At 40.2% G+C, this 26,456-nt stretch carries 25 protein-coding genes and 1 pseudogene; 3 read left to right on the top strand and 23 right to left on the bottom strand.

The genetic code is table 11. The features are described 5' to 3' along the window. Positions 1-130: 130 nt before the first annotated feature. The 7 genes and pseudogenes from ACQRBH_RS15475 to ACQRBH_RS15445 form a co-directional block, all read right to left on the bottom strand. A complete protein-coding gene (locus ACQRBH_RS15475; RefSeq protein WP_427762387.1) occupies positions 131-520 on the bottom strand; it encodes a hypothetical protein in 390 nt (129 codons plus the stop codon). Further along, positions 459-818, bottom strand: a pseudogene (locus ACQRBH_RS15470) (GTPase); the annotation flags it as partial. The pseudogene ACQRBH_RS15470 and the gene ACQRBH_RS15475, both read right to left, overlap by 62 nt. Positions 819-954: 136 nt before the next feature. Beyond that, positions 955-2,004 (bottom strand): trigger factor, encoded by a 1,050-nt coding sequence (gene tig / locus ACQRBH_RS15465; protein ID WP_427762386.1) that lies wholly within the window; start codon positions 2,002-2,004, stop codon positions 955-957. Positions 2,005-2,114: 110 nt separating this feature from the next. Then, positions 2,115-3,293 carry an iron-containing alcohol dehydrogenase gene (locus tag ACQRBH_RS15460; RefSeq protein WP_427762385.1) on the bottom strand — a complete coding sequence of 393 codons (1,179 nt, stop codon included), beginning with the start codon at positions 3,291-3,293 and terminating at the stop codon, positions 2,115-2,117. Between the two features lie 67 nt (positions 3,294-3,360). Further along, positions 3,361-3,999 (bottom strand): dihydroxyacetone kinase subunit DhaL, encoded by a 639-nt coding sequence (gene dhaL / locus ACQRBH_RS15455; RefSeq protein WP_427762375.1) that lies wholly within the window; start codon positions 3,997-3,999, stop codon positions 3,361-3,363. A gap of 47 nt (positions 4,000-4,046) precedes the next feature. Next, complete coding sequence (locus ACQRBH_RS15450) at positions 4,047-5,042, bottom strand: dihydroxyacetone kinase subunit DhaK (RefSeq protein ID WP_427762374.1); 996 nt, start codon at positions 5,040-5,042, stop codon at positions 4,047-4,049. An 18-nt stretch (positions 5,043-5,060) separates the two neighbouring features. Further along, positions 5,061-6,152, bottom strand: a complete 1,092-nt coding sequence (locus tag ACQRBH_RS15445) for an alcohol dehydrogenase catalytic domain-containing protein (RefSeq protein WP_427762373.1) — start codon at positions 6,150-6,152, stop codon at positions 5,061-5,063. A gap of 188 nt (positions 6,153-6,340) precedes the next feature. On the opposite strand from ACQRBH_RS15445, the gene ACQRBH_RS15440 reads away from it, so the two are divergent. Then, positions 6,341-7,471 (top strand): ROK family protein, encoded by a 1,131-nt coding sequence (locus ACQRBH_RS15440; RefSeq protein ID WP_427762383.1) that lies wholly within the window; start codon positions 6,341-6,343, stop codon positions 7,469-7,471. 47 nt (positions 7,472-7,518) lie between these two features. On the opposite strand, the gene ACQRBH_RS15435 is transcribed toward ACQRBH_RS15440, so the two are convergent. From ACQRBH_RS15435 to ACQRBH_RS15375, 13 genes are all read right to left on the bottom strand, one after another. Beyond that, positions 7,519-8,160, bottom strand: a complete 642-nt coding sequence (locus ACQRBH_RS15435; RefSeq protein WP_427762382.1) for an HAD family hydrolase — start codon at positions 8,158-8,160, stop codon at positions 7,519-7,521. A gap of 1 nt (position 8,161) precedes the next feature. Next, complete coding sequence (locus ACQRBH_RS15430) at positions 8,162-8,818, bottom strand: class II aldolase/adducin family protein (RefSeq protein ID WP_427762381.1); 657 nt, start codon at positions 8,816-8,818, stop codon at positions 8,162-8,164. A 53-nt stretch (positions 8,819-8,871) separates the two neighbouring features. Further along, positions 8,872-9,909: a 2-hydroxyacid dehydrogenase gene (locus ACQRBH_RS15425; RefSeq protein WP_427762379.1), complete on the bottom strand. Its 1,038-nt coding sequence runs from the start codon at positions 9,907-9,909 to the stop codon at positions 8,872-8,874. Continuing rightward, entirely contained in the window at positions 9,906-11,444 is a 1,539-nt protein-coding gene (locus tag ACQRBH_RS15420) for an FGGY-family carbohydrate kinase (protein ID WP_427762377.1), read from the bottom strand. The genes ACQRBH_RS15425 and ACQRBH_RS15420 overlap by 4 nt, the downstream gene beginning before the upstream one ends. Positions 11,445-11,455: 11 nt before the next feature. Beyond that, positions 11,456-12,388 carry a sugar-binding transcriptional regulator gene (locus tag ACQRBH_RS15415; protein ID WP_427762376.1) on the bottom strand — a complete coding sequence of 311 codons (933 nt, stop codon included), beginning with the start codon at positions 12,386-12,388 and terminating at the stop codon, positions 11,456-11,458. Between the two features lie 203 nt (positions 12,389-12,591). Next, on the bottom strand, positions 12,592-13,230 hold the full coding sequence (gene dhaL / locus ACQRBH_RS15410) for a dihydroxyacetone kinase subunit DhaL (protein ID WP_427762375.1): 639 nt from the start codon (positions 13,228-13,230) through the stop codon (positions 12,592-12,594). A 47-nt stretch (positions 13,231-13,277) separates the two neighbouring features. After that, complete coding sequence (locus ACQRBH_RS15405; protein WP_427762374.1) at positions 13,278-14,273, bottom strand: dihydroxyacetone kinase subunit DhaK; 996 nt, start codon at positions 14,271-14,273, stop codon at positions 13,278-13,280. Between the two features lie 18 nt (positions 14,274-14,291). Continuing rightward, on the bottom strand, positions 14,292-15,383 hold the full coding sequence (locus ACQRBH_RS15400; RefSeq protein ID WP_427762373.1) for an alcohol dehydrogenase catalytic domain-containing protein: 1,092 nt from the start codon (positions 15,381-15,383) through the stop codon (positions 14,292-14,294). Positions 15,384-15,532: 149 nt separating this feature from the next. Then, the gene (locus ACQRBH_RS15395; RefSeq protein WP_427762372.1) at positions 15,533-16,657 is read right to left on the bottom strand and encodes an ABC transporter ATP-binding protein; all 1,125 of its coding nucleotides are present in this window, start codon (positions 16,655-16,657) and stop codon (positions 15,533-15,535) included. A gap of 4 nt (positions 16,658-16,661) precedes the next feature. After that, complete coding sequence (locus tag ACQRBH_RS15390; protein ID WP_427762370.1) at positions 16,662-17,816, bottom strand: ABC transporter ATP-binding protein; 1,155 nt, start codon at positions 17,814-17,816, stop codon at positions 16,662-16,664. Between the two features lie 10 nt (positions 17,817-17,826). Beyond that, on the bottom strand, positions 17,827-18,651 hold the full coding sequence (locus tag ACQRBH_RS15385; protein ID WP_427762369.1) for a carbohydrate ABC transporter permease: 825 nt from the start codon (positions 18,649-18,651) through the stop codon (positions 17,827-17,829). A 45-nt stretch (positions 18,652-18,696) separates the two neighbouring features. Further along, on the bottom strand, positions 18,697-19,632 hold the full coding sequence (locus tag ACQRBH_RS15380; protein WP_427762368.1) for a carbohydrate ABC transporter permease: 936 nt from the start codon (positions 19,630-19,632) through the stop codon (positions 18,697-18,699). A 204-nt stretch (positions 19,633-19,836) separates the two neighbouring features. Then, a complete protein-coding gene (locus tag ACQRBH_RS15375) occupies positions 19,837-21,252 on the bottom strand; it encodes an ABC transporter substrate-binding protein (protein ID WP_427762367.1) in 1,416 nt (471 codons plus the stop codon). A 264-nt stretch (positions 21,253-21,516) separates the two neighbouring features. Here ACQRBH_RS15375 and ACQRBH_RS15370 point away from each other — a divergent pair, with 264 nt between their 5' ends. Then, positions 21,517-22,125, top strand: a complete 609-nt coding sequence (locus ACQRBH_RS15370; protein WP_427762366.1) for a DUF624 domain-containing protein — start codon at positions 21,517-21,519, stop codon at positions 22,123-22,125. 90 nt (positions 22,126-22,215) lie between these two features. Here the strand turns inward: ACQRBH_RS15370 and ACQRBH_RS15365 are convergent, their stop codons facing one another. From ACQRBH_RS15365 to ACQRBH_RS15355, 3 genes are read right to left on the bottom strand one after another with little or no spacing between them, the layout of a single operon-like run. Beyond that, complete coding sequence (locus ACQRBH_RS15365) at positions 22,216-23,301, bottom strand: alcohol dehydrogenase catalytic domain-containing protein (protein ID WP_427762364.1); 1,086 nt, start codon at positions 23,299-23,301, stop codon at positions 22,216-22,218. A gap of 30 nt (positions 23,302-23,331) precedes the next feature. After that, positions 23,332-24,840 (bottom strand): FGGY-family carbohydrate kinase, encoded by a 1,509-nt coding sequence (locus ACQRBH_RS15360; protein ID WP_427762363.1) that lies wholly within the window; start codon positions 24,838-24,840, stop codon positions 23,332-23,334. Between the two features lie 44 nt (positions 24,841-24,884). Then, positions 24,885-25,736, bottom strand: coding sequence for an L-ribulose-5-phosphate 3-epimerase (locus ACQRBH_RS15355; RefSeq protein ID WP_427762362.1), 852 nt, complete (start codon positions 25,734-25,736; stop codon positions 24,885-24,887). A 218-nt stretch (positions 25,737-25,954) separates the two neighbouring features. Here ACQRBH_RS15355 and ACQRBH_RS15350 point away from each other — a divergent pair, with 218 nt between their 5' ends. Continuing rightward, the gene (locus ACQRBH_RS15350; protein WP_427762360.1) at positions 25,955-26,395 is read left to right on the top strand and encodes an RpiB/LacA/LacB family sugar-phosphate isomerase; all 441 of its coding nucleotides are present in this window, start codon (positions 25,955-25,957) and stop codon (positions 26,393-26,395) included. Positions 26,396-26,456 lie beyond the last annotated feature (61 nt).

Here is a 26,456-nt window from a genome sequence, read left to right as displayed (position 1 = left end):
GCATACCGAATCACAACATCTGTCCCGATAAGCGCTACGACCAGTAAGGCAGCGATCAGTTGCTTACTTCTCTCCTGATACCACTTTTTCTTTTTTACTTCCACAATAGTATCCTGTTCTTTATTCATCCTTATCGCTTCTCATTCTTTTTATAGTTTTCCGCAAACAAAGCCACACCCTGTTTCAGCACCGTCATTTGCGATTTCAGATAATACTCATCCTCGAACAATGCATAGTGAACACTGGCACGAACAAGAATAAATATGAGCGGTGTTATGATGTCATAGGGTATACCAAGCTTCGGTTCAAGCTGTTTTGCATATTCAGTGTAACGCTTGTTAACGCCCTCAAAGAATGCTTTACCGTGTTCATTATATCTGGGATTCGTGTATACCTGATACATCAATCGATATTTTTTGCCGTGCTTCCTGGCTGTCCAGTAAGGAATCTCATCAATGAAGCGGATTAATGCTTCCGTCAACGTGTACAATATTCGAATCTTCAAAACATCTGACAACATGTACAATAGCATCTACTTCACGGATATTTGCAAGGAACTGATTTCCAAGTCCCTCTCCCTTGGAAGCACCCTTTACAAGACCTGCAATATCTACAAATTCAATGGCCGCCGGAATAATCTTTTTTGTATGGTACATCTCGCCAAGTACATTCAATCTCTCATCCGGTACCGTTACAACACCCACATTCGGGTCAATGGTACAGAACGGATAATTTGCTGACTCTGCTCCCGCTTTTGTAAGGGAGTTAAACAAGGTACTCTTTCCTACATTCGGCAAACCTACGATTCCTAATTTCATTTATATTCACATCTCCTTTATTTTCAATAGTTTCGTTTATAAAGTTTATCACATAGACTCTTATTTTTCAATCTCAGGATAGTCTTTATAAAATTTTATAGCAGGAATCGATTCAAACAGATTCCTGCTACAATATTTAATATCCTTTAACCTGTATACATTTTTCAACCAGCCATTCTTTTACTTCATCACGCATGATATATCTTTGAACAGCATCTTCCGGAGCTTCCTTCTCCATCTCTTCTACACTTTCATAGCCAAGCTCTTCGGCAAGTGATACCTTTGCTTCTTCAATTTCTTCCTCTGAAAGCTTGATGTTCTCTTTCTCGCAGATCAGCGCAACAACCAGATCTTCTTTTACATTAGATTTTGCCTGTTCTTCAGCATATTCCTCAAATCCGTCTTCTGTAACACCGAGATACTTGTCAATAAAATCTGCGAACTCCATATCATAATAATCAGCACCACTCTGGTAATACTCGTAAAATGACTGTTTTTCATCTTCCAGACTATCTTCTGGATATTCTTTTACCTCTGTATTGTCAAGAACCTTCTTCCATACACTCTCAAGAAGTTCAGATTTTACATATTCGTCATTATTCTCTTCCAGAAGCTCTCTCATCTCTTTGCGGTATTCTTCAACGGTCTCCGACTTCTGAGAAATTGTCTGTACAAATTCATCTGTGAGATCTGGAAGCTCCTCCTCTTGAACATTCGTAATAGTTATTTCTAACAATGCATCCTGACCAGCCAAAGATTTGTCTGAATAATCAGCTGAAAACGTATTATTCAGACTAAAAGATTCTCCTTTTTTACGTCCGATCAGATTATCATCAAATCCATCATACAATGAGTTATTACCAATTGTAAGCTGATATCCATTTGCTGATGCCGTTTCACTATCAACCTTACTGCCATTAACATAAGTCGCATAATCAATTGTAACAACATCTCCGTCCTGAATCACTCTGTCCACATCATTTAATACCGCAAATCCTTCCAGTACTTTCTGAATGTTATTCTCTACCGATTCATCTGTAATCTCAGGAACATCTACCGCCTCGACCTCTACTCCTTCATATTTTGAAATTGTTATGTAATCGTTAGAAGCTCCACTGGAGGAACACCCCGCCATTATGAAAACCGCTCCAAAAACTGCCAAACTTGATAATACTTTCTTTTTCACAACACTGTACCTCACATTTCTAGTATTCCCTGTGTTTTACTATAACATATTTGACAAAAAATAGGAATAGTGTTCACTTTTTTTTCATATTTTCACACAAAAGATGCGCTTTATCTTGCCATTTTGTAAATATTCATAATGTCTTCTTTTCCAAGCACCTTTACACAACCAACTGTACGTCTGCCGAAGAAGGAACATTTTTCTGCCAGTTCTTCAATCTGTGCATCTGTAACCTGTATTCCCAACTCACTGATTGATGTAGGCATATCAACAGAACGATAAAATGCTTCCATTGCTTCGATTCCCGCGATTGCCGTCTGCTCTTTATTCTCTTTTGACTCAACCTGCAAAACATTTTCTGCAAATTTCACAAATCTGTCGATACTGTCTTTATAAACATATCTCGCCCAACTACCCCATACTGCTGAAAGTCCGGCACCATGTGCAACATCAAACATTCCGCCAAGTTCATGTTCAATCTGATGTGAAGCCCAGTCACCGCCGTCTGTTCCACAACCGGTAAGCCCATTGTGAGATAAACTTCCGGCCCACATTACTTCTGCACGCGCATCATAGTTTTCTGGATCATCTTTCAAAATCTTAGCATTCTTAATTACCGTACGCATCAGAGCTTCACTGATTCCATCTGTCAATTCCATATTATCTCCGGAATTCAGATAACGTTCCATGGTATGCATTAAAATATCTACACAGCCGCACTGCGTCTGATAAGCAGGTAATGAATAGGTAAGTTCCGGATTTAAAATTGCAAATTTGCAACGGCAATGATCGTTACTGTATCCGCGTTTGAGCCATCCCTCTTCATTTGTAATAACAGATGAATCACTCATCTCACTTCCTGCTGCAGCAATCGTTAGAATCGCCCCGATCGGGAGGCATCCCTGTGGTTCTCGCACCTCATCATAAAAATCCCACACATCGCCTTCATTAGCAACTCCATAACCGATTGCTTTTGAAGAATCAATCACACTTCCGCCGCCAACGGCAAGAATAAAATCAACACCTTCTTTTTTACAAAGCTCTATTCCTTCACGGACTAATGAAAGATGTGGATTGGGAACAACCCCGCTCAACATTACATACTCAACACCTTCTTCGTCCAGTGATTCACAAACTCTGTCAAGCAGCCCAGATTTTTTTGCACTTGTTCCACCGTAGTGAATTAATACTTTTTTGCAATCCTGTGCTTTTATTAATCTTCCAGTTTCTTTTTCTGAATTTTTCCCAAATACAACTCTCGTCGGTGTGTAATATTCAAAATTATACATATAGATTCCTCCTTATTTTCGGCAGAAAAGGGCGGAATGTCCGAACATTCTGCCCCTTCTTTATCATTTACAGCAATTCAATAATTCCATCTGCCATTGAAGTTAAGATAATGCAGCAGGATGTTGCTCCTGCATCCAGTACTCCTCTGGAACGCTCGCCCAGACGGCTGGAACGCCCAAATTTTGCTACCATATCTTTGGTTGAATCACGGCCTGCTGCTGCCGCTGCTTTCATTTCTTCCAATGCTTCCTTGTAGTCTTTTCCTGCTTCTGCTGCGGCTTTTAATACGTCTACCGATGGGGAAAGTGTATCTACCAGTGTCTTGTCTCCCACTCTTGCATCCACGATTCCGCAAAGTCCTTTCAGTCCTGCTTCCAGCATCGCTGCAAGATCTGCCACTGTGATCTCTTCTAAGTCTTCCCCTGCTTCTGCCATATCCATCAGGATCGTTCCATATATCGGTCCCATGGATCCGCCAATCTCATTTAACAGGATCATTCCCAGTTCATCCAGACCTTCTGTGAAACTGAACTCTTCGTCTTTGAATCTTTCTTCAAATACGCTGAAGCCCTTGTTCATGTTCATTCCGTGGTCACCGTCTCCGATCAGACCATCTACTTCTCCAAGATATGCTTTGTTCTCCTGGATCCCTTTTACCATTTTTAATAAAATGGATTTCCCTTCTGCGTTTTTAAATGCGCTCATATGTTTATCCTCCGAGATTTGATTCGAATTCCTATTTCATTCTCTTCTTAGAACTGCTTCAGTCCCATACTGTTTGCCGGCATGTCGATCAGTTCTTTCAACTCATCATCCAGTTTCATGATCGTGAGAGTTGCTCCCATCATTTCCAGAGATGTGAAGTAGTTTCCTACATATGCCTTATGTGTCTTGATTCCTTTTGCGGTAAGGATCTTATCGATCTCATCATATAATACGTAGAGCTCCATGACTGGTGTTGCTCCAAGTCCGGATACAAGTACAACTACTTCATCGCCTTCTACAAACGGATAGTCCGGTACGACTACGTCTACCATTCTCTGAGCCATCTGCGCTGCTGTTTCCAGTTCACATACTTCGATTCCCGGTTCTCCATGATGGCCGATTCCTACCTCCATTGTTCCTTCTTTGATCTCAAAGTTTGGATGGCCGACTGCCGGAAGTGTACATGGGGTAAGGCCGATTCCTACGGAACGTGTGTTGTCGATCGCTTTCTGCGCTGCTGCGATGACTTCATCCAGGTCTCCGCCCTGTGCTGCTTTCGCTCCGCCGACTTTCCACATCAGAACTTCTCCTGCTACTCCACGACGTTTTTCTCTCTGATCCTTCGGTGCAGATGCCACATCATCATTTGCTACTACTGTCTTTACTGTGATTCCGGCTTTTTTTGCCATCTTTACAGCCATCTTTACGTTCATGTTATCTCCGGAATAGTTTCCATATAAACATGCAACACCTTTTCCCTGATCTGCCACCTTTGCTGCATCCAGGAATGCTGCTGCTGTCGGTGAAGAACAGATCTCACCTACTGCTACTGCATCGCAGAGATTCTTTCCACAATATCCTACAAATGCCGGTTTATGACCGGATCCGCCGCCTGTGATCACTCCAACTTTTCCTTCCGGAATGTCTTTTGCTTTTACTACTCGCGGATTTTCTGTTGCTTCTACAATATCGCTATGTGCCTTTAAGAATCCTTTCAGCATCTCATCAACAATATTGTCCGGATTATTTAAAATACGCTGCATTTTCTTTCCTCCTCGTGCTTATGCTTCCATATCTGGTACTAATACAACTTTCAGAGCTCCATTTTCACCTGTCTTAGCAATATGGAACGCTTCTTCCCATTTTTCCAGTGGGAATTTATGTGTTACTACTCCTTCTGTTGGAAGTTTTCCGTTTCCGATCCATTCGATAACTGTATCATAGCAGAATGGACTTAAGTGTACACCAAGAAGATCTAATTCTTTTCTGTCAGAAATGATAGACCAGTCTACAGTTACCGGTGCACCAAATACTGAGAATTCTACGAAACGTCCCATCTTACGGATGCAGTCAAGTCCCTGCTGTACGCTTGACGGATGTCCGCTTGCTTCAATATAGATATCACATCCGTATCCGCCTGTCATCTCTTTGATCTTAGCTACTACGTCCTCTTTTCCTGGATTCATAACGATATCTGCACCGAATTCTTTTGCTTTTTTCAGACGTTCGTCATTCATATCTAATACGATGAGACATTTTGGATTACACTGTTTGAGTGCTCCTACCATACCAAGACCAAGTGTTCCTACTCCTGACTGTACAACTACGTCTGTTGTCTTAACCTGCGCACGGTCTACACAGTGGAAAGAACATCCGTATGGCTCGATCAGCGCTGCCTGCTCAATCGGCATATCTGCCGGTACCAGGTACGGAATTGCTTCTTTTGTTAATTTTACATATTCAGCCATACCACCGTTTACATTGTTCTGGAATCCAAACAGGTCATGCTTCTCACACATCCAGTGACGTCCTGTCTTACAGAACATACACTCCCCACATGGTACGATCTGTTCCGGACAGATTCTGTCGCCAATCTTCCAGTTCCCTTTTACATTTGGTCCGATCTCTACTACTTTACCTACGAATTCATGTCCCGGAATCATTGGTTCCTTGATGTATTTTGCCTGTCCATCAAATCCCCAGAAGCTTGCTGCACCCGCAAATGCTTTTGTATCTCCGGCGCAGATACCACATGCTTCTACCTTCAGGATCATTTCACCTTCGCCTGCTCTTGGTGTGTCTACCATTTCAAATCTGTAGTCGCCTGGTGCGTATGCAACGATTGCTTTCATTTTCTCTGGTAAATTGCTCATTTTTGTTCCACCTTTCTTAATAAAATCACCGCTTTTGTAAACATCTTTTACATAAGTATATAAGTTACTATACTTTTTGTCAATTGACTTGTTATACAATATATTTAATCCATTTTTGTGTATTATGACTTTTCTTACACTTTTTTTTTTGTTATAATAATAAATAATCAACAAAGAGGTATTAGATTATGAGCTCAATGACAACGTCCTATGTTCGCCAAAAAAACAAACAAGCCATTCTTAAATATATATATAATGAAAAATGTACTTGCCAGCAGCTTATCTGTGAAACATTGGGAATCAGTCGTCCAACTGTAATTCCTATTCTTCGTGAATATGCTGAAGAAGGCCTGATTATTAAGGACGGATTTTTTGACTCTACCGGTGGTCGAAAAGCAAATGCATTAGTTTTTGTTGCAAATTCAAAAGTTGCATTAGGCGTAGAGCTTCTAATCGACGCTTACAAGATTACTGCAGTAGATCTTTACGGTGAAACCATCGCAAGCATTCACATCCAGGCCCCATTTGAGAATTCAGAAGATTACTACCATATAGTTTGTGATTCCATCAAACAGTTCATTTCGGAAAATAACATTGCATCAGATAAGATTCTTGGCATTGGCATTGTTCTTCAAGGCCTGATTTCTTCTGACGGTACGTATGTAACTTATGGTAAGATTTTAAATTGTACAGGACTAACAATTGATTCCTTTACCAAACAGCTTTCGTATCCATGTAAATTTTTTCATGATGCAGAAGCTGCTGCTCAGGATGAATTATGGCAGAACCCTGCTCTTCAGAACGCAATTTACATGAATATCCGAAGCCATGTCAGCGGTGCTGTTATTGTAAACAGGGATTTCTTGCAGGGTACGGAATTAAAAAGCGGCGTATTTGAACATATGTCCCTGGTTCCTTCTGGACGTTCCTGCTACTGTGGCCGCAAAGGCTGCGTAGAGACATATTGTTCTACACAAGCCCTTTTAGATATGGAAGGTTCTTTAGATACGTTTTTCAAAAAGCTTCGCAATGATGATAAAAAGTGTAAAGATTATTGGATAAAATATCTCAACTATCTCGCCACTTCTATCAACAACTTGCGAATGTTCATTGATTATCCGATTATAATCGGCGGAACACTGGCTCCATATCTGCAGGAATCTGACATCAGGCTTCTGCATCAGATGATCTATGATAATACGGCTTTTCCAACGGATTCTGAATTTATCCATGCAAGCCAGTGTACAGATTTTACAATCAGCCGCGGAGCGGCACTGCCATATGTGAAAAAGTTTTTATTTTCTGTGATGGAGATATAGAAAAGAAATCTTCTGTCACTTTTTCTGATGTTCAAATTTCACATTTTTTATTCCATAATCTCTCTTAAATTCTTGATAATCTTATCCGCCTCGCTAAGATCCTGATTCCCAGATGTTGGATTTTCATAACCATAACAGAATATTCCTGCATTCTTTGCTGCCTTTACTCCAGAACCGGAATCCTCTACTGCAATCGCACACTCTGCCGGAAGTCCGGCAAGTTCAAGCACTTTGAGATAAGCATCTGGTGCCGGTTTCTTTGTCTTAATCTCATTTCCTGATACGGTATAATCAAAATAATCTTTAACATGAAGCATCTGCAGTGCATCATTAACCAAAACTCTTGTTGATGAGGAAGCAAGTCCGATTTTCATATCATTTGCTTTTGCCCATTCAATTACTTCCTTAAATCCATCGGAAGGCTGCACATGGTTTTTCTCAATCTGCATAGCAACCAAACCATACTGCTCCGCTTCAAAATCATAAGGATCGCCTTCCATATTGCATAAAGCCAGCACCTGTCTCCAGAAGCCACTGGACGACTTTCCTACTGCATCAGGAAATGACTCATCCGGAACAATGTTCCATTTTTCAAACATCATCTTCCTTGCATTTTCATGGAGTGGTTCACTGTCAAGAACCACTCCGTCCATATCAAAAATTATGATTTTTATATCTTCTTTCTTCATCTTATTTTCCCTGGCCATATTTATTCAGGAAGAAGTCATGGAAAAAGTCAATATCTTCCTGTGAGATTTCAGTTGGTCCGCCAATCGCCATACTGTTAATATAAACCTGCGCAGCCTTTTCCAAAACATTGGATCCGGTAAATGCCTCTGCAACAGTACGTCCGACTGTGATCGCGCCATGATTGGCAATCAATGCTCCCGCCCTTTCTTTTAATGCTTTTACTACTTCTGCTGCCATTTCTTTTGTTCCCGGCATTGTGTATCCTGCAAGTCTTACAGAACCACCAAGAATCTGCACCTGATCATCACAGATCGGTGGAATCTCTTTTCGCGCTGTTGCTACTGTAAGAGCATATGTAGAATGTGTATGCACTACACCATTTACCTCTGGTCTGTCTTTATAAATTGCAGAATGAACAACGGCTTCAATTGATGGCTTCAGATTTCCTTCATACTCTAATGTATTCATATTTACGATGACCATCTGTTCAGGATACAGACGAGAATAATCCATTCCTGAAGGAGTAATGACCATATAATCCTCATCAATACGTGCAGAGATATTTCCCCATGTTCCTGCCACAAGTCCGCTTTCAGACATATCTTTTGCTGTTTTACATACTTCAGCCTGCATTAATTTTGCTTTTTCTCTGTTCATTTGCTTTTCCTCCTATATGAAATATTTACATGTTTTAATGATATCAGGATTTTTTAATATCTGTACTGGTATAATAAATGTTCACCATTCATAAATCTTTTTACATCTGCAACGATCTGTTTTGTATGATTTACAAGTACGTCATCTGTTGCTCCTGCAATATGTGGTGTTATGACAACATTATCAAGTTCTGTCACATATGGGTGATTACTTGCAAGCGGTTCACTTGCATATACATCAAATGCTGCTCCTGCAATTTTCTTTTCTCTTAATGCATCGATCAATGCTTCTTCATCAAGGATCGCTCCCCTGGATGCATTGATAAAATAAGCCGTCGGTTTCATATAAGATATCATCTCACGATTGATGCACCCTTTTGTCTGATCGGTAATCTTCATGTGACATGTAATAAAATCGGATTCCTGCATGACCTGTTTCAAAGAAGCAGCTTTTCTCACGCCGAATTCTTCTATATCAATTTCTCCAACATACGGATCATAAATAAGAAGCTCCATACCAATTGCTCTTGCAATCTTTCCAACTCTTCTTCCGATACTTCCATATCCTACGATACCAAGTGTCTTTCCATGAAGCTGTGTTCCCTTAAAGATCATATACGGTGAATCCATATCCATATCCCAGATCATATCTACCTTAAGACCATCTTTTGTAACTTTTTTCGCATCTGGATTTCCAGTAAATTTTCCTGCCTTTAAAGCACCATGTGCCATTGGTATTTTTCTTGCAATTGAAAGCATCAGTCCAATCGTCATTTCAGCTGTAGAGTCAGAATTTCTACCTGGTGTGTAAAGAACGGGAATACCTCTTTCTTTTGCCGCAGCCATGTCAACATTCACTGGTGTCGCTCTTGTACACGCAATCAGCTTCAGATTTGGTGCGCTTTCGATTACTTTTCTTGTGATATCATCATAGCTTGTAATGATCATGTCAGCATCCTTTGTCTTTTCAATCAGTTCCTCTTCTGACATTTTCGGTAATCCAAGTGCCCATCCGTCTTTTACAACTTCACCAACCTCATATAAAGGTTTCAATTCTTCTTCATTATACTCTGCTGTAAAAAATATTTTCATATCTGATCCTCCTCATCTATTGCACGCATATCTTTGTTCATCTGATGTCTGTAATTCCAGAACTCATCATTATGCATTCTGATATTTTTATATAATTCGTAAAGAATATCGTATTTTTTCGTATTCTTTTTATTTGGTTCGTACACGCGTGTAAATGTACAGGCTTTTTCCACTGCTTCCTCATAATCCTTATAAAGCCCCTGGGATACACCGACCATCAGGGCAACCCCTTTTGCTCCAAGTTCTTTTCCTGCAGGAATCATCACTTTCATACCGATTGCATCCGCAATCATCTGTGCCCATACAGGACTTTTCGCTCCGCCCCCGGCAAGGAAAATAGTTCCGCTCTTATCAACATTCATAAGGCAGTCCCTGATAGAAAGAGTAATTCCTTCATACACTGCTCTTACAAGCGTTTCCCTTGTCGTCGCCTGACTGATTCCAAAGAAGCTTGCTCTTGCGTAGGGATGATAAAACGGTGCTCTCTCTCCCGCGACGCTGATGTATGGATGGTATACCACACCACCGCAACCCACCGGCACACTATCTATCATTTTATCAATCTCATTAAAATCTTTTGTATTTGCTACATTTTCTAACAACCAGTCAATATTTGGCGTTCCATTCAATGTTGGCTGCAGTTCTACATACAAATCACCCAATGGATGTTTCTCATATCTGGAGTTCTCTGCCCCAAAATCGCAGTCTTCTTTTTTCATTACAATTTCGCTCGCACAGGTTGTTCCTAAAATAACACATACATCTTTTTCATGAATCGCTCCCAGACCAACTGCTGTAGCAGATGTATCAAGTGCTCCTGCAATTACAGGAAGGCCTCTGCGAAGCCCCACTTCATCTGCAAATGAATCCAGCACAGTACCCACAACATCATCTGAGCGTACCGGATCTGGCAAATATCCTCTATATTCTGCAATATTCATTGCCTCCATAAGGTCAATTGCAATTTCCCCAGTCTGAACATTTATAAGAGAAGTAAGACTGTCCGTAATCTCAGTTTTTATCTCTCCAGTCAGCTTAAACCGAATCCAGTCCTTACAAAACACAAGTTTATCTGCTTTATCCAGAATATCCTTTCTGTTTTCCTTCATCCATTTTAAGAGAATCATCTGATTTCCTAAAAGCGGCGGTGTGCCCGTCGTTTTATGATACATTTTCCCGACTTTGGGATTCTCTTTTGTGATCGCACCGACTTCATTTACCGCTCTTCCATCACACCACAAAATCGCATTTTGTACCGAATTACCCTCTTTATCAATCAGCCAGCATCCTTCACCCTGGCCAGTAACCCCTACTCCTGCAATGTCCTCTTTGGCAGCCACACCTGACTGCACTACCATCTGTATGCAGTACTTTACCCTTTCCCATACAGCGTCCATATCCTGTTCAACTTTATTACCTTTGCTGTTAATAGTCTTACTTTCTCTACTTGCAACACTTGCTTCATTACCATGTTCGTCAAACAGCACGGCTTTTACATTTGATGTTCCCACATCAATTCCCAGAATATATTTCATATCATGCCTCCTTATACAATCTTCATGACTTCTCGGGCTGTCGTTTCATCAACGATCAATGTATTTATACAACCAGAATACAGTACTGCCCGAATTGCTTCTACTTTTAGCTGTCCTGATGCTACCAGTACCGTATTTCTAATATTCTTTAAACATTCTATGTCTGCTCCTAATAGGCGGTCGGTTAATGGACAATTGTCATAACTTCCATCTTTTCTTACCGGATTCATGGCGATATCTCCTACAAATCCATTCTTTCTTAATACTTTCAAATCTTCTTTTGTAAGATGACCTCTGGTGTACATGGTAGATTGTTCCGTCAATTCTCCAACTCCCAGAACCGCAATATTACATTTCTTCATCAATTCATAAGACGATTTTATAACTTTTTCTTTCATAAGCCATTGCTTCGTTTCTGCGTTTTCCACTACAACCGGAGCATATAACATCTGGCTTGAGCAATCTAGTTTATTCGCAAATCCTCTGGCTATTTCATCCGATTTTTCTGCTAACTGATCGATATTCTGTGCTCCAATCAACTGCACAACTCTACATCCACTGCGTTTATGAAAAGGAAGTCGATTCACAACTTCTGCCAGAGTCCTTCCCCATGAAACTCCAATAATATCCCCCTGTTGTATTACTTCATCCAAATACTGTGCTGCCACATCTGCCACTTTATAAATGGCGGTATCCTTTTCCCCATAATCATTCGTTACCAGCACTTCGTTTAAGTGGAAATGCTCTTCAATCTGCGTCTCAAGTGCAATATGCTCTCTCTCATATCCATGAATATTAATTGTCACAATATCCAGATCCGGAAGAGAATTGATAATCTGATTTACTTTTTGACGTGTAAAAGATAACCTTTTTGCAATTTCATCCTGCGTCATTCCAAGTGTATAGTACCAATATGCAATCTTTATATATAAATTTCTATTCATTTTACTTCCCTTTCAGTGCAAATGTAATAACAAATTACATTTGTAATTTTAGTATATCATTTCCTATACATATGTCAATTGTTTACTTCCACTACTTCATCAAATTTCTTTAACAATTTTACTTTTGAAAACAAGGCTTACTAAAGTTTCCTAAAATTGAAAAACAAGGGACAAGCTATCCTCGTCCCTTGTTTATTTTTTATTTACAGCAATTCAATGATTCCATCAGCCATTGAAGTTAAGATAATGCAGCAGGATGTTGCTCCTGCATCCAGTACTCCTCTGGAACGCTCGCCCAGACGGCTGGAACGTCCAAATTTTGCTACCATATCTTTGGTTGAATCACGGCCTGCTGCTGCCGCTGCTTTCATTTCTTCCAATGCTTCCTTGTAGTCTTTTCCTGCTTCTGCTGCGGCTTTTAATACGTCTACCGATGGGGAAAGTGTATCTACCAGTGTCTTGTCTCCCACTCTTGCATCCACGATTCCGCAAAGTCCTTTCAGTCCTGCTTCCAGCATCGCTGCAAGATCTGCCACTGTGATCTCTTCTAAGTCTTCCCCTGCTTCTGCCATATCCATCAGGATCGTTCCATATATCGGTCCCATGGATCCGCCAATCTCATTTAACAGGATCATTCCCAGTTCATCCAGACCTTCTGTGAAACTGAACTCTTCGTCTTTGAATCTTTCTTCAAATACGCTGAAGCCCTTGTTCATGTTCATTCCGTGGTCACCGTCTCCGATCAGACCATCTACTTCTCCAAGATATGCTTTGTTCTCCTGGATCCCTTTTACCATTTTTAATAAAATGGATTTCCCTTCTGCGTTTTTAAATGCGCTCATATGTTTATCCTCCGAGATTTGATTCGAATTCCTATTTCATTCTCTTCTTAGAACTGCTTCAGTCCCATACTGTTTGCCGGCATGTCGATCAGTTCTTTCAACTCATCATCCAGTTTCATGATCGTGAGAGTTGCTCCCATCATTTCCAGAGATGTGAAGTAGTTTCCTACATATGCCTTATGTGTCTTGATTCCTTTTGCGGTAAGGATCTTATCGATCTCATCATATAATACGTAGAGCTCCATGACTGGTGTTGCTCCAAGTCCGGATACAAGTACAACTACTTCATCGCCTTCTACAAACGGATAGTCCGGTACGACTACGTCTACCATTCTCTGAGCCATCTGCGCTGCTGTTTCCAGTTCACATACTTCGATTCCCGGTTCTCCATGATGGCCGATTCCTACCTCCATTGTTCCTTCTTTGATCTCAAAGTTTGGATGGCCGACTGCCGGAAGTGTACATGGGGTAAGGCCGATTCCTACGGAACGTGTGTTGTCGATCGCTTTCTGCGCTGCTGCGATGACTTCATCCAGGTCTCCGCCCTGTGCTGCTTTCGCTCCGCCGACTTTCCACATCAGAACTTCTCCTGCTACTCCACGACGTTTTTCTCTCTGATCCTTCGGTGCAGATGCCACATCATCATTTGCTACTACTGTCTTTACTGTGATTCCGGCTTTTTTTGCCATCTTTACAGCCATCTTTACGTTCATGTTATCTCCGGAATAGTTTCCATATAAACATGCAACACCTTTTCCCTGATCTGCCACCTTTGCTGCATCCAGGAATGCTGCTGCTGTCGGTGAAGAACAGATCTCACCTACTGCTACTGCATCGCAGAGATTCTTTCCACAATATCCTACAAATGCCGGTTTATGACCGGATCCGCCGCCTGTGATCACTCCAACTTTTCCTTCCGGAATGTCTTTTGCTTTTACTACTCGCGGATTTTCTGTTGCTTCTACAATATCGCTATGTGCCTTTAAGAATCCTTTCAGCATCTCATCAACAATATTGTCCGGATTATTTAAAATACGCTGCATTTTCTTTCCTCCTCGTGCTTATGCTTCCATATCTGGTACTAATACAACTTTCAGAGCTCCATTTTCACCTGTCTTAGCAATATGGAACGCTTCTTCCCATTTTTCCAGTGGGAATTTATGTGTTACTACTCCTTCTGTTGGAAGTTTTCCGTTTCCGATCCATTCGATAACTGTATCATAGCAGAATGGACTTAAGTGTACACCAAGAAGATCTAATTCTTTTCTGTCAGAAATGATAGACCAGTCTACAGTTACCGGTGCACCAAATACTGAGAATTCTACGAAACGTCCCATCTTACGGATGCAGTCAAGTCCCTGCTGTACGCTTGACGGATGTCCGCTTGCTTCAATATAGATATCACATCCGTATCCGCCTGTCATCTCTTTGATCTTAGCTACTACGTCCTCTTTTCCTGGATTCATAACGATATCTGCACCGAATTCTTTTGCTTTTTTCAGACGTTCGTCATTCATATCTAATACGATGAGACATTTTGGATTACACTGTTTGAGTGCTCCTACCATACCAAGACCAAGTGTTCCTACTCCTGACTGTACAACTACGTCTGTTGTCTTAACCTGCGCACGGTCTACACAGTGGAAAGAACATCCGTATGGCTCGATCAGCGCTGCCTGCTCAATCGGCATATCTGCCGGTACCAGGTACGGAATTGCTTCTTTTGTTAATTTTACATATTCAGCCATACCACCGTTTACATTGTTCTGGAATCCAAACAGGTCATGCTTCTCACACATCCAGTGACGTCCTGTCTTACAGAACATACACTCCCCACATGGTACGATCTGTTCCGGACAGATTCTGTCGCCAATCTTCCAGTTCCCTTTTACATTTGGTCCGATCTCTACTACTTTACCTACGAATTCATGTCCCGGAATCATTGGTTCCTTGATGTATTTTGCCTGTCCATCAAATCCCCAGAAGCTTGCTGCACCCGCAAATGCTTTTGTATCTCCGGCGCAGATACCACATGCTTCTACCTTCAGGATCATTTCACCTTCGCCTGCTCTTGGTGTGTCTACCATTTCAAATCTGTAGTCACCTGGTGCGTATGCAACGATTGCTTTCATTTTCTCTGGTAAATTGCTCATAATTATTACCTCCTAAAATAAACATGAATTTAAACTATATAGATACAGGAATAAAATCCAGTCATCCCTGTAATCCCTCATTATTTTTTTCTAAAAGACAAACTTCTTCCCCGGAAGCCCGAGGAAGAAGTTTAGAATACACATATGTATTATTTCGCGCGAATACGATCGCCTGTTTCAATATCAAATAAGTGTGTCTTTTCTCCACGAACTTCCAGTTTGATAATATCTCCAGCTTTGTATCTTGTTTCATCATCTGTGATAAGCATTAATAATGTCTTACCTACATGGATACCGATACGACGTTCGTCACCAAGGTTTTCGAATGTAGCAACTTCTTCTGGAGTACCCTTTGAATCTTCTCCGCCAACAAGCACGTCCATAGGACGAACACCCATTTTACATTTGAAGCCATTACTTACTACGCTATTGTAACGTTCTGGCACTGCAATCTTAAGATTACTGTTGTCGAATGTGAAGAAGAACTGATTTCCATCACCTACGATTGTTGTTTCCAGAATATTCATTGGAGGTTCACCAATAAATGATGCAACGAATTCGTTAACCGGGTCGTCATATACTTCAGCTGGTGTACCATACTGCTGAAGGACACCGAAGTTAATAATCGCAATTTTATCTGCCAATGACATTGCTTCCAACTGATCATGTGTTACATATACAGTTGTACATTTGATTTCATTGATCAAACGTTTAATTTCCGTACGCATTGCCTGACGAGCTTTACCATCCAAATGTGATAAAGGCTCATCCATCAGAAGCAGTTCAGGACGTCTGATAATTGCACGGGCAATATTTACACGCTGTTTCTGTCCACCTGATAACTTTACAGGCATTTTGTCCAGAAGATCATCACACTGCATCAGTGGTGCAATCTCGCGTACACGTTTGTCAATCTCTGCTTTATCAACACCCTTTGCTTTTAAGTTGAACGCTATATTGTCATATACGGTAAGTGGTGGATACATTGCGTAATCTTCGAAAGCAAGACCGATATGTCTGTCCTTTGGATGAAGATTATTTACTAATGTATCTCCGATATAGATCTCACCTGCTGTAATATCCTCAAGACCAGCTGTCATACGAAGTGTTGTAGTTTTACCGCATCCAGAAGGTCCAAGTAAAGCAATAAATTCTCCCTGTTCTGCTTCAAGACTCAGGTTATTAACAGCATAATCATTAGGCTTTTCGCCTTTTTTCTTTTTGCCGCTATTTTCATAACGTTTATAAAGATTTTTAATTGTTAATCCTGCCATCTACTTATCCCTCCAATTCTGCTACTAAAGCTTTCACTGCTGCTTCATTGTATCTTGTCAGGTATTCCTTTGTCTCTGCATCAAAGAATATAGACTGGTCAATCTTAAGATCAACATATACATCCTGGTCAATCTTAACACTAAGACCATTAGGAGCGATCATACGAAGTGTTAATCCATCTTTTTCAGCTACGATAACTGATTTATTACCAATACTCTCATAACTATATACAGAACATTTCATATAACCATCTTTTGGTTCAAATGAGTATTTCACATGCTGTGGTCTAATACCTGCATGTATCTTTTCAATTCCTGTTTCTGCTAATTTAGCATATACATCCGGATCTGCCGGAAGCTCATAAGCTTTTCCTGTTGCATCCATTGTAAATGTATAGCTGTCGCCAGATTTAGAAATTGTGCCTTCAATAATGTTGATCTCCGGATCACCCATTAACTGAGCTACGAATTCATTACATGGCATATAGTAGATTTCATCACCTGTACCAACCTGTACCACTTTACCTTTGTTAATGATAGCAATTCTGTCACCCAGCGCCATTGCTTCCATAAAGTCGTGTGTTACATATACAGATGTTGTACCGAAGTTAGCCTGAATTTCTTTTAACTCAGTACGCATTGAGTTACGAAGTTTTGCATCCAGATGAGCAAGAGGCTCGTCCATAAGGTAAACTCTTGGCGAACGAACAAGTGCACGTCCCATGGCAACACGCTGTTTCTGTCCATTTGACAGCTGGCTTGGAAGACGTTCAAGAAGATAATCCATCTTCATCATCTCTGCTACTGACTGAATTTTTTCTTTAATATATTCTTCATCTTTTTTGTATAATTTACTTCTTAATGGAGAAGCCATGTTATCATATACTGTCATCTGTGGATACAGAGCATAGTTTTCGAATACCATAGCTGTATCTCTGTGAGCAGCATCAACAAGGTTTACAATCTCTCCATCAAATTTTACAACGCCCTCTTCAGGAAGCTGAATACCGGCAATACAGTTAAGAATTGTTGTCTTACCAGCACCAGCAGGTCCAAACAGTACAAAGAATTCTTTGTCTTTAATGTCCAGAGTTACTCCATCAAGAGCAGTAACTTTTCCGAATTTTTTTGTAACATTTTCCAATTGTATTCTTGACATATTCTCACCTCTATCCCTTTACAGCACCGAAACTCAAACCACGTACCAGATGTTTCTGGATACAAAGTGCAAATATAATAGCCGGCATTGCTGAAACAGCAGCTGCTACAGCAAGCTGTCCATAATGTGCACTATCTGTTCCAAGGAACTTCGTAATCGCAACCGTGATTGGCTGAATATTACTTCCACCAAGCATGAGCGGGAATGTGAAGCTGTTCCATGCAAAGATAAATGCAAGAAGAGCTGCTGATACAAGACCCGGTTTGATAAGCGGAATCAGATTCTTAAAGAATATCTGATACCAGCTGTATCCATCAACCTGAGCTGCATATTCAATTTCAACAGAAATATCTTCAAAGTAGCCTCGAACTACCCAAATAAGAAGAGGCATTGAAATCAACTGGTATACCCATATAAGTCCTAAATATGTATCATAGAGTCCTAATTTCTGATAAATCATGAAAAGAGGCAATACTACGAGAATTTCAGGAGCAAATTTGAAAGAAAGAATCTGGAACGCGATATCCTCTTTCTTTTTAAAGTTATATCTTGCAAGCGCATATGCTGCAGGAACTCCGGCGATAACAGATACAATAACCGCACCACCAGAAACAATCAAACTATCTAACATATATGACAAGTAATCCGTGTTAAATAATACTTCTTTGTAGTTATTCAATGTCGGATCGAAAATAAATGTAGTATTGTACATCTGAGCATCTGACTTAAATGTCAGAATAATCATCCAGATCAATGGGAATAAAGCAAAAACTGCATATATAGCCAAAAGTCCGTTCTGAACAATACGTCCCAATCTTTTTGAAGCTTTATTCATGCTCAACATCCTTTCTGTTCTTAATTTGTAATTACTGCTGTTATGTTACTCTTCCAGACCTGCTGCCTGTTTCTGAGCGCTACGCTGTGCTTTAACAATACGTTTTGCAACAATATTAATGAATACCCAAAGTACCAGAATATATGGAAGCGCAAATCCAAATTTCTGGAACTGGAATCCTGTCTGATATGATGTCAGTGACAAGTTCATCAATGTATCTCCAGGACCACCTTTGGTCAGACCGAAGATAATTGCATATTCCTGTAATGCTGCCATCAAACGGAACAGAAGAGCGATGTATAAACTTGGTTTTAACATAGGTAATGTTAAGTTTCTGAAATTAAATAATGTACTACCGCCATCAATCTTAGCAGATTCGAAAGGAGATTTTGGTAATGACTGCAAACCAGCAAGTACAAGTAACATACAGAAAGATGTATTGATCCATACGTCAATCATAATTACTGTCATCAGAGCAGTATCAGGTGATGCCGCCCACGGGAAATTGTATACGCCGAAAATATTAAGGAATTTTTCAACGATACCTACTGAGTTGTTAAGCATTAACTGCCAGATGATAGTTGCTGTGATAGGGGCAACCATAAGTGGGAAGATCAATGCAACTCTCATTATCTTAGAGAATTTGTTATTTAAGTTATTTAACAGAATAGCAATTCCCATACCCAGTAACATCTCAATAGCAGTCGCGATAAATCCGTATTTAAGTGTTACCAGACATGCTTTCCAGAAGCCTGCTGATTTCAGAATTGTAACCCAGTTCTGAAGACCAATGAAAGTATAAGTCGGCATTCTGAAAGAATAATTTGTTAATGAGAAATAAATAGCCATTACAAATGGAATCATGATACCAATCGTAATGATCAGTGCAGGAGCTACGATACAATACGGAAGCACCCTCGTTTTAAACGGCACCGTATTCAGATCGTTCTTTGCGGCACTGTTTTTTGTCTGTTCCTTCATCCTGTTTCCTCCAATCATGTTTTTATATATTTGTTCATGTGTCTCCTCACATGAATCATCCGGAATATATTAGGGGGGACTGAAAGAATCTCCCTTTATAACATAAAACATCTCAATAAATCAAAAAGTCAAGGAGGGTCAGGTAACCCCTCCTTGACTCTAACCCTTCAATAGTTATACCTTTTACCAAGCTGACACTGGCTATTATTCGACAACTAAGTCAGATACAACAACATCCAAATCTGCTTTCAGCTGTTTCATAGCCTCTTCTGTAGAGCCGTACTTGTCGCTTGTTACAAGATCCTGAAGTACTTCTGCCCATTTTGTTGTACATTCAAAGAAGTATGGCTGTGGTGTAAAGAAGATAGAACAGTTTTCTGTTAAAATTGCGATAGACTCAAGATAGTTTTCAGCAGAACCTACAACTTCTTTGTATTCATCGCTATCCATTACAGACTGACGCGGAGTATCCGGAGAAGCTCCTTCTGTTCCTGCCCAAAGCATATAATCTGGGCTTGTGAAGTACTGTAAGAAGTACCATGCAGCTTCTTTATTCTTAGAATCTTTGTTCATAGCCATAGACCAGATCCAGATATTAGCTTTCATATCAGCTTCTGTTTTTCCTTCTGGCAACGGAATTGTTGACCATGCGATGTTTCCAGATTCCTGAGAAGCACCTTCGAAGTTCTGGAAGTATGCAGCTGTTGTAGCATCAAATAACATAGCAGCTTTTCCAGCACCAAGGTCAGAACTTGCTTCATACCATGTGTAGTTTGTCCACTGAGATGGTCCAGCAGCTTTAACCAGTTTTACCCAGTAATCTGTCATAGCGATAGCTTCTTCAGAATCTAACTGACATACAAGTTTACCATCTTCAATAGCAAAGTCCTGTCCGCCCCATGTTGCGAAAAGAGACATATATCCAGGATGGATTGTAGCCCACTCACGTGTACCACGTACAGCGATTCCATAAGAACCAGAACCAGCCCAGCCATTAAGAGATTCAGCTGTTGCTAACAGTTCATCTGTTGTTGTTGGAACTGCAATATTGTTTTCTGCAAAGTATACTTTGTTGTATGCAAGGTTGTTAAGCTCCCACCCCATTGGAAGAGCCCACTGAGAACCTTCGCCTACAGCGTGTCCAGCAGTAAGGTCCCATCTAAGAGCACCAACTACTCCAGGAATAAAATCATCAAAATTATAATCTTCTGATGTTAATGATGGATTGTTGATGTAATCATCTAATGGCTCCATGTAATCAGCCGGTGCATATTCCCAAACCTGATAAGCACCAGTCATGTAAACATCCGGATCACCAGAACGGCTGCTTAATGCAGTATTTAATTTGTCAAAATAGTTTGACTCAGGTGTTGAAGAATACTTAACGGTGATTCCTGTTAATTCTTCGAATTCTGGAAGTTTCTCAATAACTGCTTTGGAATAGTTATGTTCGTTGAACATTACATTGATTGTTGTTCCTTCGTAAGCTTTCCAGTCGAACTCGCCAGTTACTTCACTAGCTGCGCTGCTTTCTTCTTCTGATGATTTGCTTCCGCATCCGATAAGCATTGTTGCTACCATTGCCACACAGAGAAGAACGCTTAATAATCTTTTCTTCATTCTTTTTTTCCTCCCTTTTATTTGAGTCGTGCACATTGTTGTCATACGGTTTACCTGCCCGCACAATTTTATGCACTATGTATATCCTCATTATAGGTGTCTCTCTTACTTTTGTCAAGTTTTTTTACATTTATCATTTTCGACTATTTTTTTATAGTGTTTTTGCACAAAAACTTTTTCAACTACCCATAATCCACCGCTTGCAGAGGATTATTTTTTAGTGTATGATTACTTTTATCGTACTATTTATGGAGGTTTGTATTTATGAATTTTTTCAACTATGAAAGTGGTTTTATGAAATTTGTCACATTACTCAGCCGGATTACTGTGCTCAATATCCTATGGCTTTGTTGCTGCATCCCTGTTATTACAGCTGGTGCTTCTACATATGCACAATATTACTCAACAAAATGTCTTCTAAATGGTGATATCCATGTATTCCAGAATTTCAAAGAAGGACTTCGACTTGAATGGAAGCGGGCAACCGGTACCTGGGTTGTATTAGCTGTATTCTGCATTTTATTTTTTATTGATTACTCTCTTATAACAGCTAACGACTTACCTTATGAAAGTGCTTTGGTTGTAGTCTCTGTTTTAGCATTTATTACACTGGTAATGATCATGCTCTGGCTATTTCCTGTAATGATCAATTTCAAAGGAACAACGAAAGAATTATTGTTTAATTCTTTTGTTTTCACATTTATGTATGCACCACTTACTTTGATCGCCATTGCCTTTTATGCAATTGCCTTGTACTTATTCCTTAGATTCTATCTTCTACGTCCGTTAATCATCTTATTTGGTCAGGGATTAATTGTGTATGGTATTTTAAATTTATTCGACAAAGCTTTCGCAAAATATCGTACCGAATAGTGCTTTTAAGGTTAAAATTTTTTTTCGTCAATATGACCAAAAAGAGGTTCCGCTTAAAAGCGAAACCTCTTTTCTGATAATTAGAGACATTTAAAATTTAAATGCAACTTTAAAATCACCATATTTTCCCGTAGCATAGTCAAATGCTTTTTCCCACTCTTCAATCTCAAAAATGCTGGAAACAACACCATTTGTTTTCAGTGTTCCTTTCGCAATGTTTTCAATTACGAATGGGTATGCATATGGACTTAAGTGCGCACCAAGGACATCTAATTCTTTACGGTCACCAATGATAGACCAGTCAACTGTTGTGGCAGAGCCAAATACTGAGAATTCCACAAAACGTCCAAGTTTACGAACAATCTGAAGTCCCTGGATTACACTGGATGGATGTCCTGTTGCTTCAATGTATACATCACATCCATAATCATCTGTAAGAGCCATGATTTCTTTGTTAAGATCACATTTCCCCGGATTGAATACAAGGTCAGCTCCGAATTCTTTTGCTTTTTCAAGACGAGCGTCTACCATATCAAGTGCAATCAATAATTTAGGATTCTTCATTCTTGCATATGAAATCATACCAAGTCCAAGTGTTCCTGCACCAGAGATAACTACGACATCTTCATTTGTGATACTTCCGCGGTCAACCGCATGTTTTGAGCATCCATATGGTTCAATAAGAAGAGCATCTTCAATAGCCATATCTTCTGGAACTCTACTGATGACACTTGTTTTAGGGAATCTAACGTATTCAGCCATACCTCCATTATTTGTGCTCTGGAAACCAAAGATGTTGTGCGGCTGGCACATCCAGTAATGTCCGTCTTTACAGAATTTACATTTTCCACATGGAACGATCTGGTCAGCAATGATTCTGTCACCAAGTTCAAAACCTTCTACGTTTTCACCCATTTCTACAATATGTCCGAAGAATTCATGACCCGGAATAAATGGTGCTTTTACCCATGAAGGCTGCACATCATCTCCCCAGAACATAGCTGCACCGTGGCTGCATTTCAAATCACCTGCGCAGATACCACATGCCTCTGTCTTAATGATGATATCGTCGGGTCCGCACTCTGGTGTTGGATATTCCAGTTCCAGACGGTAATCATCCTTGCTGTATGCTACCAGCGCTTTCATTGTTTTTGGAGTACATCCTTTGTTTGCCATAATTAGTTTCCACCTTTCTGAATAAAATATTTATACTTCAAACTGTCCCCAGACAGTATCAAGTGCTTTACTCACTGCACAATATTTCTCATACTTTTTCTGATAAACTGCCATCCTTTCCGCATTAGGATATACACGTTCAGACGGATGTACCATATATTTTGCCGCTTCTTTGTAATCTTTGTATACGCCGGCTGCGATTGCTGCTGCCATACCACATCCAAGTGCTCCCAGCTCTTTTGCATCAACGGTTTCAATTGGACAACCAAGAACATCTGCAAACATCTGAACCCATACTTTAGAATTCACTGCCCCGCCTGCCATACGGATTGCTTCTGGTCTTTCCCTTGAAGACAGAAGCTTATCGATGTGGGTTCTGTGAGAATATGTAACACCTTCATATATTGCACGAAGCATATGCGCTTTATCATGATATGTCGTGAGCCCAACAAAAGCACCTTTTCCAAACGGATGTGCATTTGAGCCATATAAGAATGGGAGAAAATACACATCACTGTCTTCTGGTTGTACACTGTCTACCAGATGATTAATATGTTCATACAGATTGCTTCCTTCCGGAATCTCTTCATTCTGCATACAGTTTTCAATGAACCATTCCAGGTTCCCTGAAGATGTCGCACTGCATTCTTCCACAAGATAATATCCCGGCATTGCAAATAAGGAATTCATCGCAATACTTCCGTCCATGACTGGTACATCTGAAATGTATTCGTTAATACTCCATGTCCCGGCAATCGTACATAATCTTTCCGGAGATGTAAGATCGACTGCAACCGCACATGCATCAATATCAAACATTCCGCCTGCCACCGGTGTGCCTTCCGGGAGCCCAGTCAGTTCGGCCGCTTCTTTTGTAATCTTTCCACAAAGATCATACGAATATTTGATTGGTGCTAATTTATCGTATACTTCACCAATTCCTAATTCCTCAAGCATTCCTTTATCGAATCTGGCATTCTTAACATCCATAAGCCCTGATCCGGAAATATCTGTAGCTTCACAATATGCTTCCCCTGTCAGTCGAAAACGTACATAATCTTTTACTGAAAATACATATTTTATATTATCATACACATCTCTTCGATTATCTTTGAGCCATGCGAGAAGCGCAACCTGCTGACACGCCATAAATTCCTGGCAGATTTGATCATGAAGTTTTGCATGTATGCCCTCTTCATACCATTTCTGCGGATATTTCCACGCACGGCTGTCTGTAGAAATGATTCCGTTATATGCCGGTTTGTCATCTTTCCCCCATGGATATAACCCTTTTCCATGCCCGCAGACTGCAATGCCAAGCACATCTTTCCCATCGACACCAGCTTTTTCCAGGGCCCTCTTTACACAGTCACAGTTTGCCAGCCACAGCTCTTCCATATCTCTTTCTGTGTAACCTGATTTTGGTGTGATTACTTTTGTCTGCTTTCCTGCTGTTGCAATTTCTTTTCCTGAAAGATCAAAAATCGCAGCTTTCGTAGATGTCCCACCATTGTCCAATCCAATTACATATTTTGCCATCCCAACCATCCTTTCATCTGGGTTTTTATTTTAGATCATCAACACTATAATCCCATAATTATTCTCGCCTTTTCAAACTGTGCATCAAGGAAATTCCGATTGTTCTTCACAATGTCTTCCCAATCTTCTTCTCCACAATACCAGAACTCAGCTACATATCTACGGACCCCCTGCTTATAAAGCTGCACAATCGCAGCAGGAAAATCCACCTGTCCAGTTCCATATGGAATCTCTCTGAACTTTCCAGGCACTGTCTCTTTCAAATGTGCTGCAGCGATGTGACCTGTTCCTGTGATTATATCCCCGACCACATCCTTAGTTCCATTTGAAATATTTCCAACGTCCGGATATACCTGCAAATAAGGAGAATTTATACGTTCCACGCAATACATTGCTTTTTCAATTGTGTTCATAAAATCATTTTCCATTGTTTCGTTTGCCAGTATCACTCCATGAGCAGCTGCAAACATGGTACCTTCTTCCAGATTTCTATAATATCTCTCTTTGGTTATATCATCGCTCATCTCTTCATAATACACATCATACCCCTGCGTCATCAGAATACGGATCCCCATCTTTCTGGCAAACAGGATTCCTTTTCTAAGCAGTTCCCTGGCTTCTTTTTCCCATTTTTCACTTCCAAGCGGGTACTTCCTCTGTGCACTGAAACAAATGGATTCAATTGGAAGGCCAACCTTTCTCTGAATGTCTAAAAGTTCCGCAATCTGTTCATCATCCCAGTCAAGGCGGGACATTCTCATATCCGTCTCATCAATACTCATTTCCAGGTAATCAAACCCTGCATTTTTTGCATATGTAAGCCTCTCCTCCCAGGAAAGTTCTACTGGAAATGCTTTTTCATAAACGCCAATTCGGTATGTACTCTTAAAATCCATCTCTTCTCCCTCCAATCATTTTAAAGGAAATTCTTAGTTATTTTTCACAAACAATTTCAAAATAATTATACATTTTTTGCCCAAAAAAGGCAATTACATTTTTCCACCTTTTTTACTTTTGTATGTAATTTAACCAATTTTCTTGACTATGATTCGAAACTCTTATATTATAATTATAACTACAAATATATTAAAGCTCAAAAGGAGGTTGTGTTATTATGAAAATTGCAATCGGATGCGATCCAAACGCTCAGGAAGCAAAAGAACAACTTATCGAATTTATCAACGCGAAAGGATATGGTGAAGTTACAGATTTCGGCAGTGAAGATCCAATTTACGCTAATACTGCTATCGCTGTTGCTGAAGCAGTTGCGGCGAAAGAATACGATCGCGGAATTCTTCTTTGCGGAACTGGTATCGGTGTATCACTTGCAGCTAATAAAGTAAAAGGTGCTTATGCAGCTCTGATTTCTGATGTATACTCTGCAAAGAGAGCACGTCTTAGCAACGATGCAAACATCGCATGTCTTGGAGCCTTTACAACAGGTAACAAGCTCAGAGAGGAATTAATCGATGCATTTTTAACAAATGAATTTGTTCCCGGATGTTCTTCTCAGCCGAAGGTTGATGCATTTATCGCATACGAAAAAGAACACTAATCAGACTATTTGAGGTTATAAATAAAGGGGCTTTAAAATAAGACAAGACCCGAATCAGGAA

The sequence above is a fragment of the Bariatricus sp. SGI.161 genome (assembly GCF_050313695.1).
Taxonomy (GTDB): Bacteria; Bacillota; Clostridia; order Lachnospirales; family Lachnospiraceae; genus JAFBIX01.
Note: the sequence above shows the minus strand (reverse complement) of the source record. Positions and strands in the feature narration are given on the sequence as shown.

Excerpts from the sequence above, each read along its gene's own strand:
- ACQRBH_RS15475 (WP_427762387.1), bottom strand. The coding sequence starts at position 520 with ATGTTGTCAGATGTTTTGAAGATTCGAATATTGTACACGTTGACGGAA.
- ACQRBH_RS15460 (WP_427762385.1), bottom strand. The coding sequence starts at position 3,293 with ATGTATAATTTTGAATATTACACACCGACGAGAGTTGTATTTGGGAAA.
- dhaL (WP_427762375.1), bottom strand. The coding sequence starts at position 3,999 with ATGAGCGCATTTAAAAACGCAGAAGGGAAATCCATTTTATTAAAAATG.
- ACQRBH_RS15450 (WP_427762374.1), bottom strand. The coding sequence starts at position 5,042 with ATGCAGCGTATTTTAAATAATCCGGACAATATTGTTGATGAGATGCTG.
- ACQRBH_RS15445 (WP_427762373.1), bottom strand. The coding sequence starts at position 6,152 with ATGAGCAATTTACCAGAGAAAATGAAAGCAATCGTTGCATACGCACCA.
- ACQRBH_RS15440 (WP_427762383.1), top strand. The coding sequence starts at position 6,341 with ATGAGCTCAATGACAACGTCCTATGTTCGCCAAAAAAACAAACAAGCC.
- ACQRBH_RS15435 (WP_427762382.1), bottom strand. The coding sequence starts at position 8,160 with ATGAAGAAAGAAGATATAAAAATCATAATTTTTGATATGGACGGAGTG.
- ACQRBH_RS15430 (WP_427762381.1), bottom strand. The coding sequence starts at position 8,818 with ATGAACAGAGAAAAAGCAAAATTAATGCAGGCTGAAGTATGTAAAACA.
- ACQRBH_RS15425 (WP_427762379.1), bottom strand. The coding sequence starts at position 9,909 with ATGAAAATATTTTTTACAGCAGAGTATAATGAAGAAGAATTGAAACCT.
- ACQRBH_RS15420 (WP_427762377.1), bottom strand. The coding sequence starts at position 11,444 with ATGAAATATATTCTGGGAATTGATGTGGGAACATCAAATGTAAAAGCC.
- ACQRBH_RS15415 (WP_427762376.1), bottom strand. The coding sequence starts at position 12,388 with ATGAATAGAAATTTATATATAAAGATTGCATATTGGTACTATACACTT.
- dhaL (WP_427762375.1), bottom strand. The coding sequence starts at position 13,230 with ATGAGCGCATTTAAAAACGCAGAAGGGAAATCCATTTTATTAAAAATG.
- ACQRBH_RS15405 (WP_427762374.1), bottom strand. The coding sequence starts at position 14,273 with ATGCAGCGTATTTTAAATAATCCGGACAATATTGTTGATGAGATGCTG.
- ACQRBH_RS15400 (WP_427762373.1), bottom strand. The coding sequence starts at position 15,383 with ATGAGCAATTTACCAGAGAAAATGAAAGCAATCGTTGCATACGCACCA.
- ACQRBH_RS15395 (WP_427762372.1), bottom strand. The coding sequence starts at position 16,657 with ATGGCAGGATTAACAATTAAAAATCTTTATAAACGTTATGAAAATAGC.
- ACQRBH_RS15390 (WP_427762370.1), bottom strand. The coding sequence starts at position 17,816 with ATGTCAAGAATACAATTGGAAAATGTTACAAAAAAATTCGGAAAAGTT.
- ACQRBH_RS15385 (WP_427762369.1), bottom strand. The coding sequence starts at position 18,651 with ATGAATAAAGCTTCAAAAAGATTGGGACGTATTGTTCAGAACGGACTT.
- ACQRBH_RS15380 (WP_427762368.1), bottom strand. The coding sequence starts at position 19,632 with ATGAAGGAACAGACAAAAAACAGTGCCGCAAAGAACGATCTGAATACG.
- ACQRBH_RS15375 (WP_427762367.1), bottom strand. The coding sequence starts at position 21,252 with ATGAAGAAAAGATTATTAAGCGTTCTTCTCTGTGTGGCAATGGTAGCA.
- ACQRBH_RS15370 (WP_427762366.1), top strand. The coding sequence starts at position 21,517 with ATGAATTTTTTCAACTATGAAAGTGGTTTTATGAAATTTGTCACATTA.
- ACQRBH_RS15365 (WP_427762364.1), bottom strand. The coding sequence starts at position 23,301 with ATGGCAAACAAAGGATGTACTCCAAAAACAATGAAAGCGCTGGTAGCA.
- ACQRBH_RS15360 (WP_427762363.1), bottom strand. The coding sequence starts at position 24,840 with ATGGCAAAATATGTAATTGGATTGGACAATGGTGGGACATCTACGAAA.
- ACQRBH_RS15355 (WP_427762362.1), bottom strand. The coding sequence starts at position 25,736 with ATGGATTTTAAGAGTACATACCGAATTGGCGTTTATGAAAAAGCATTT.
- ACQRBH_RS15350 (WP_427762360.1), top strand. The coding sequence starts at position 25,955 with ATGAAAATTGCAATCGGATGCGATCCAAACGCTCAGGAAGCAAAAGAA.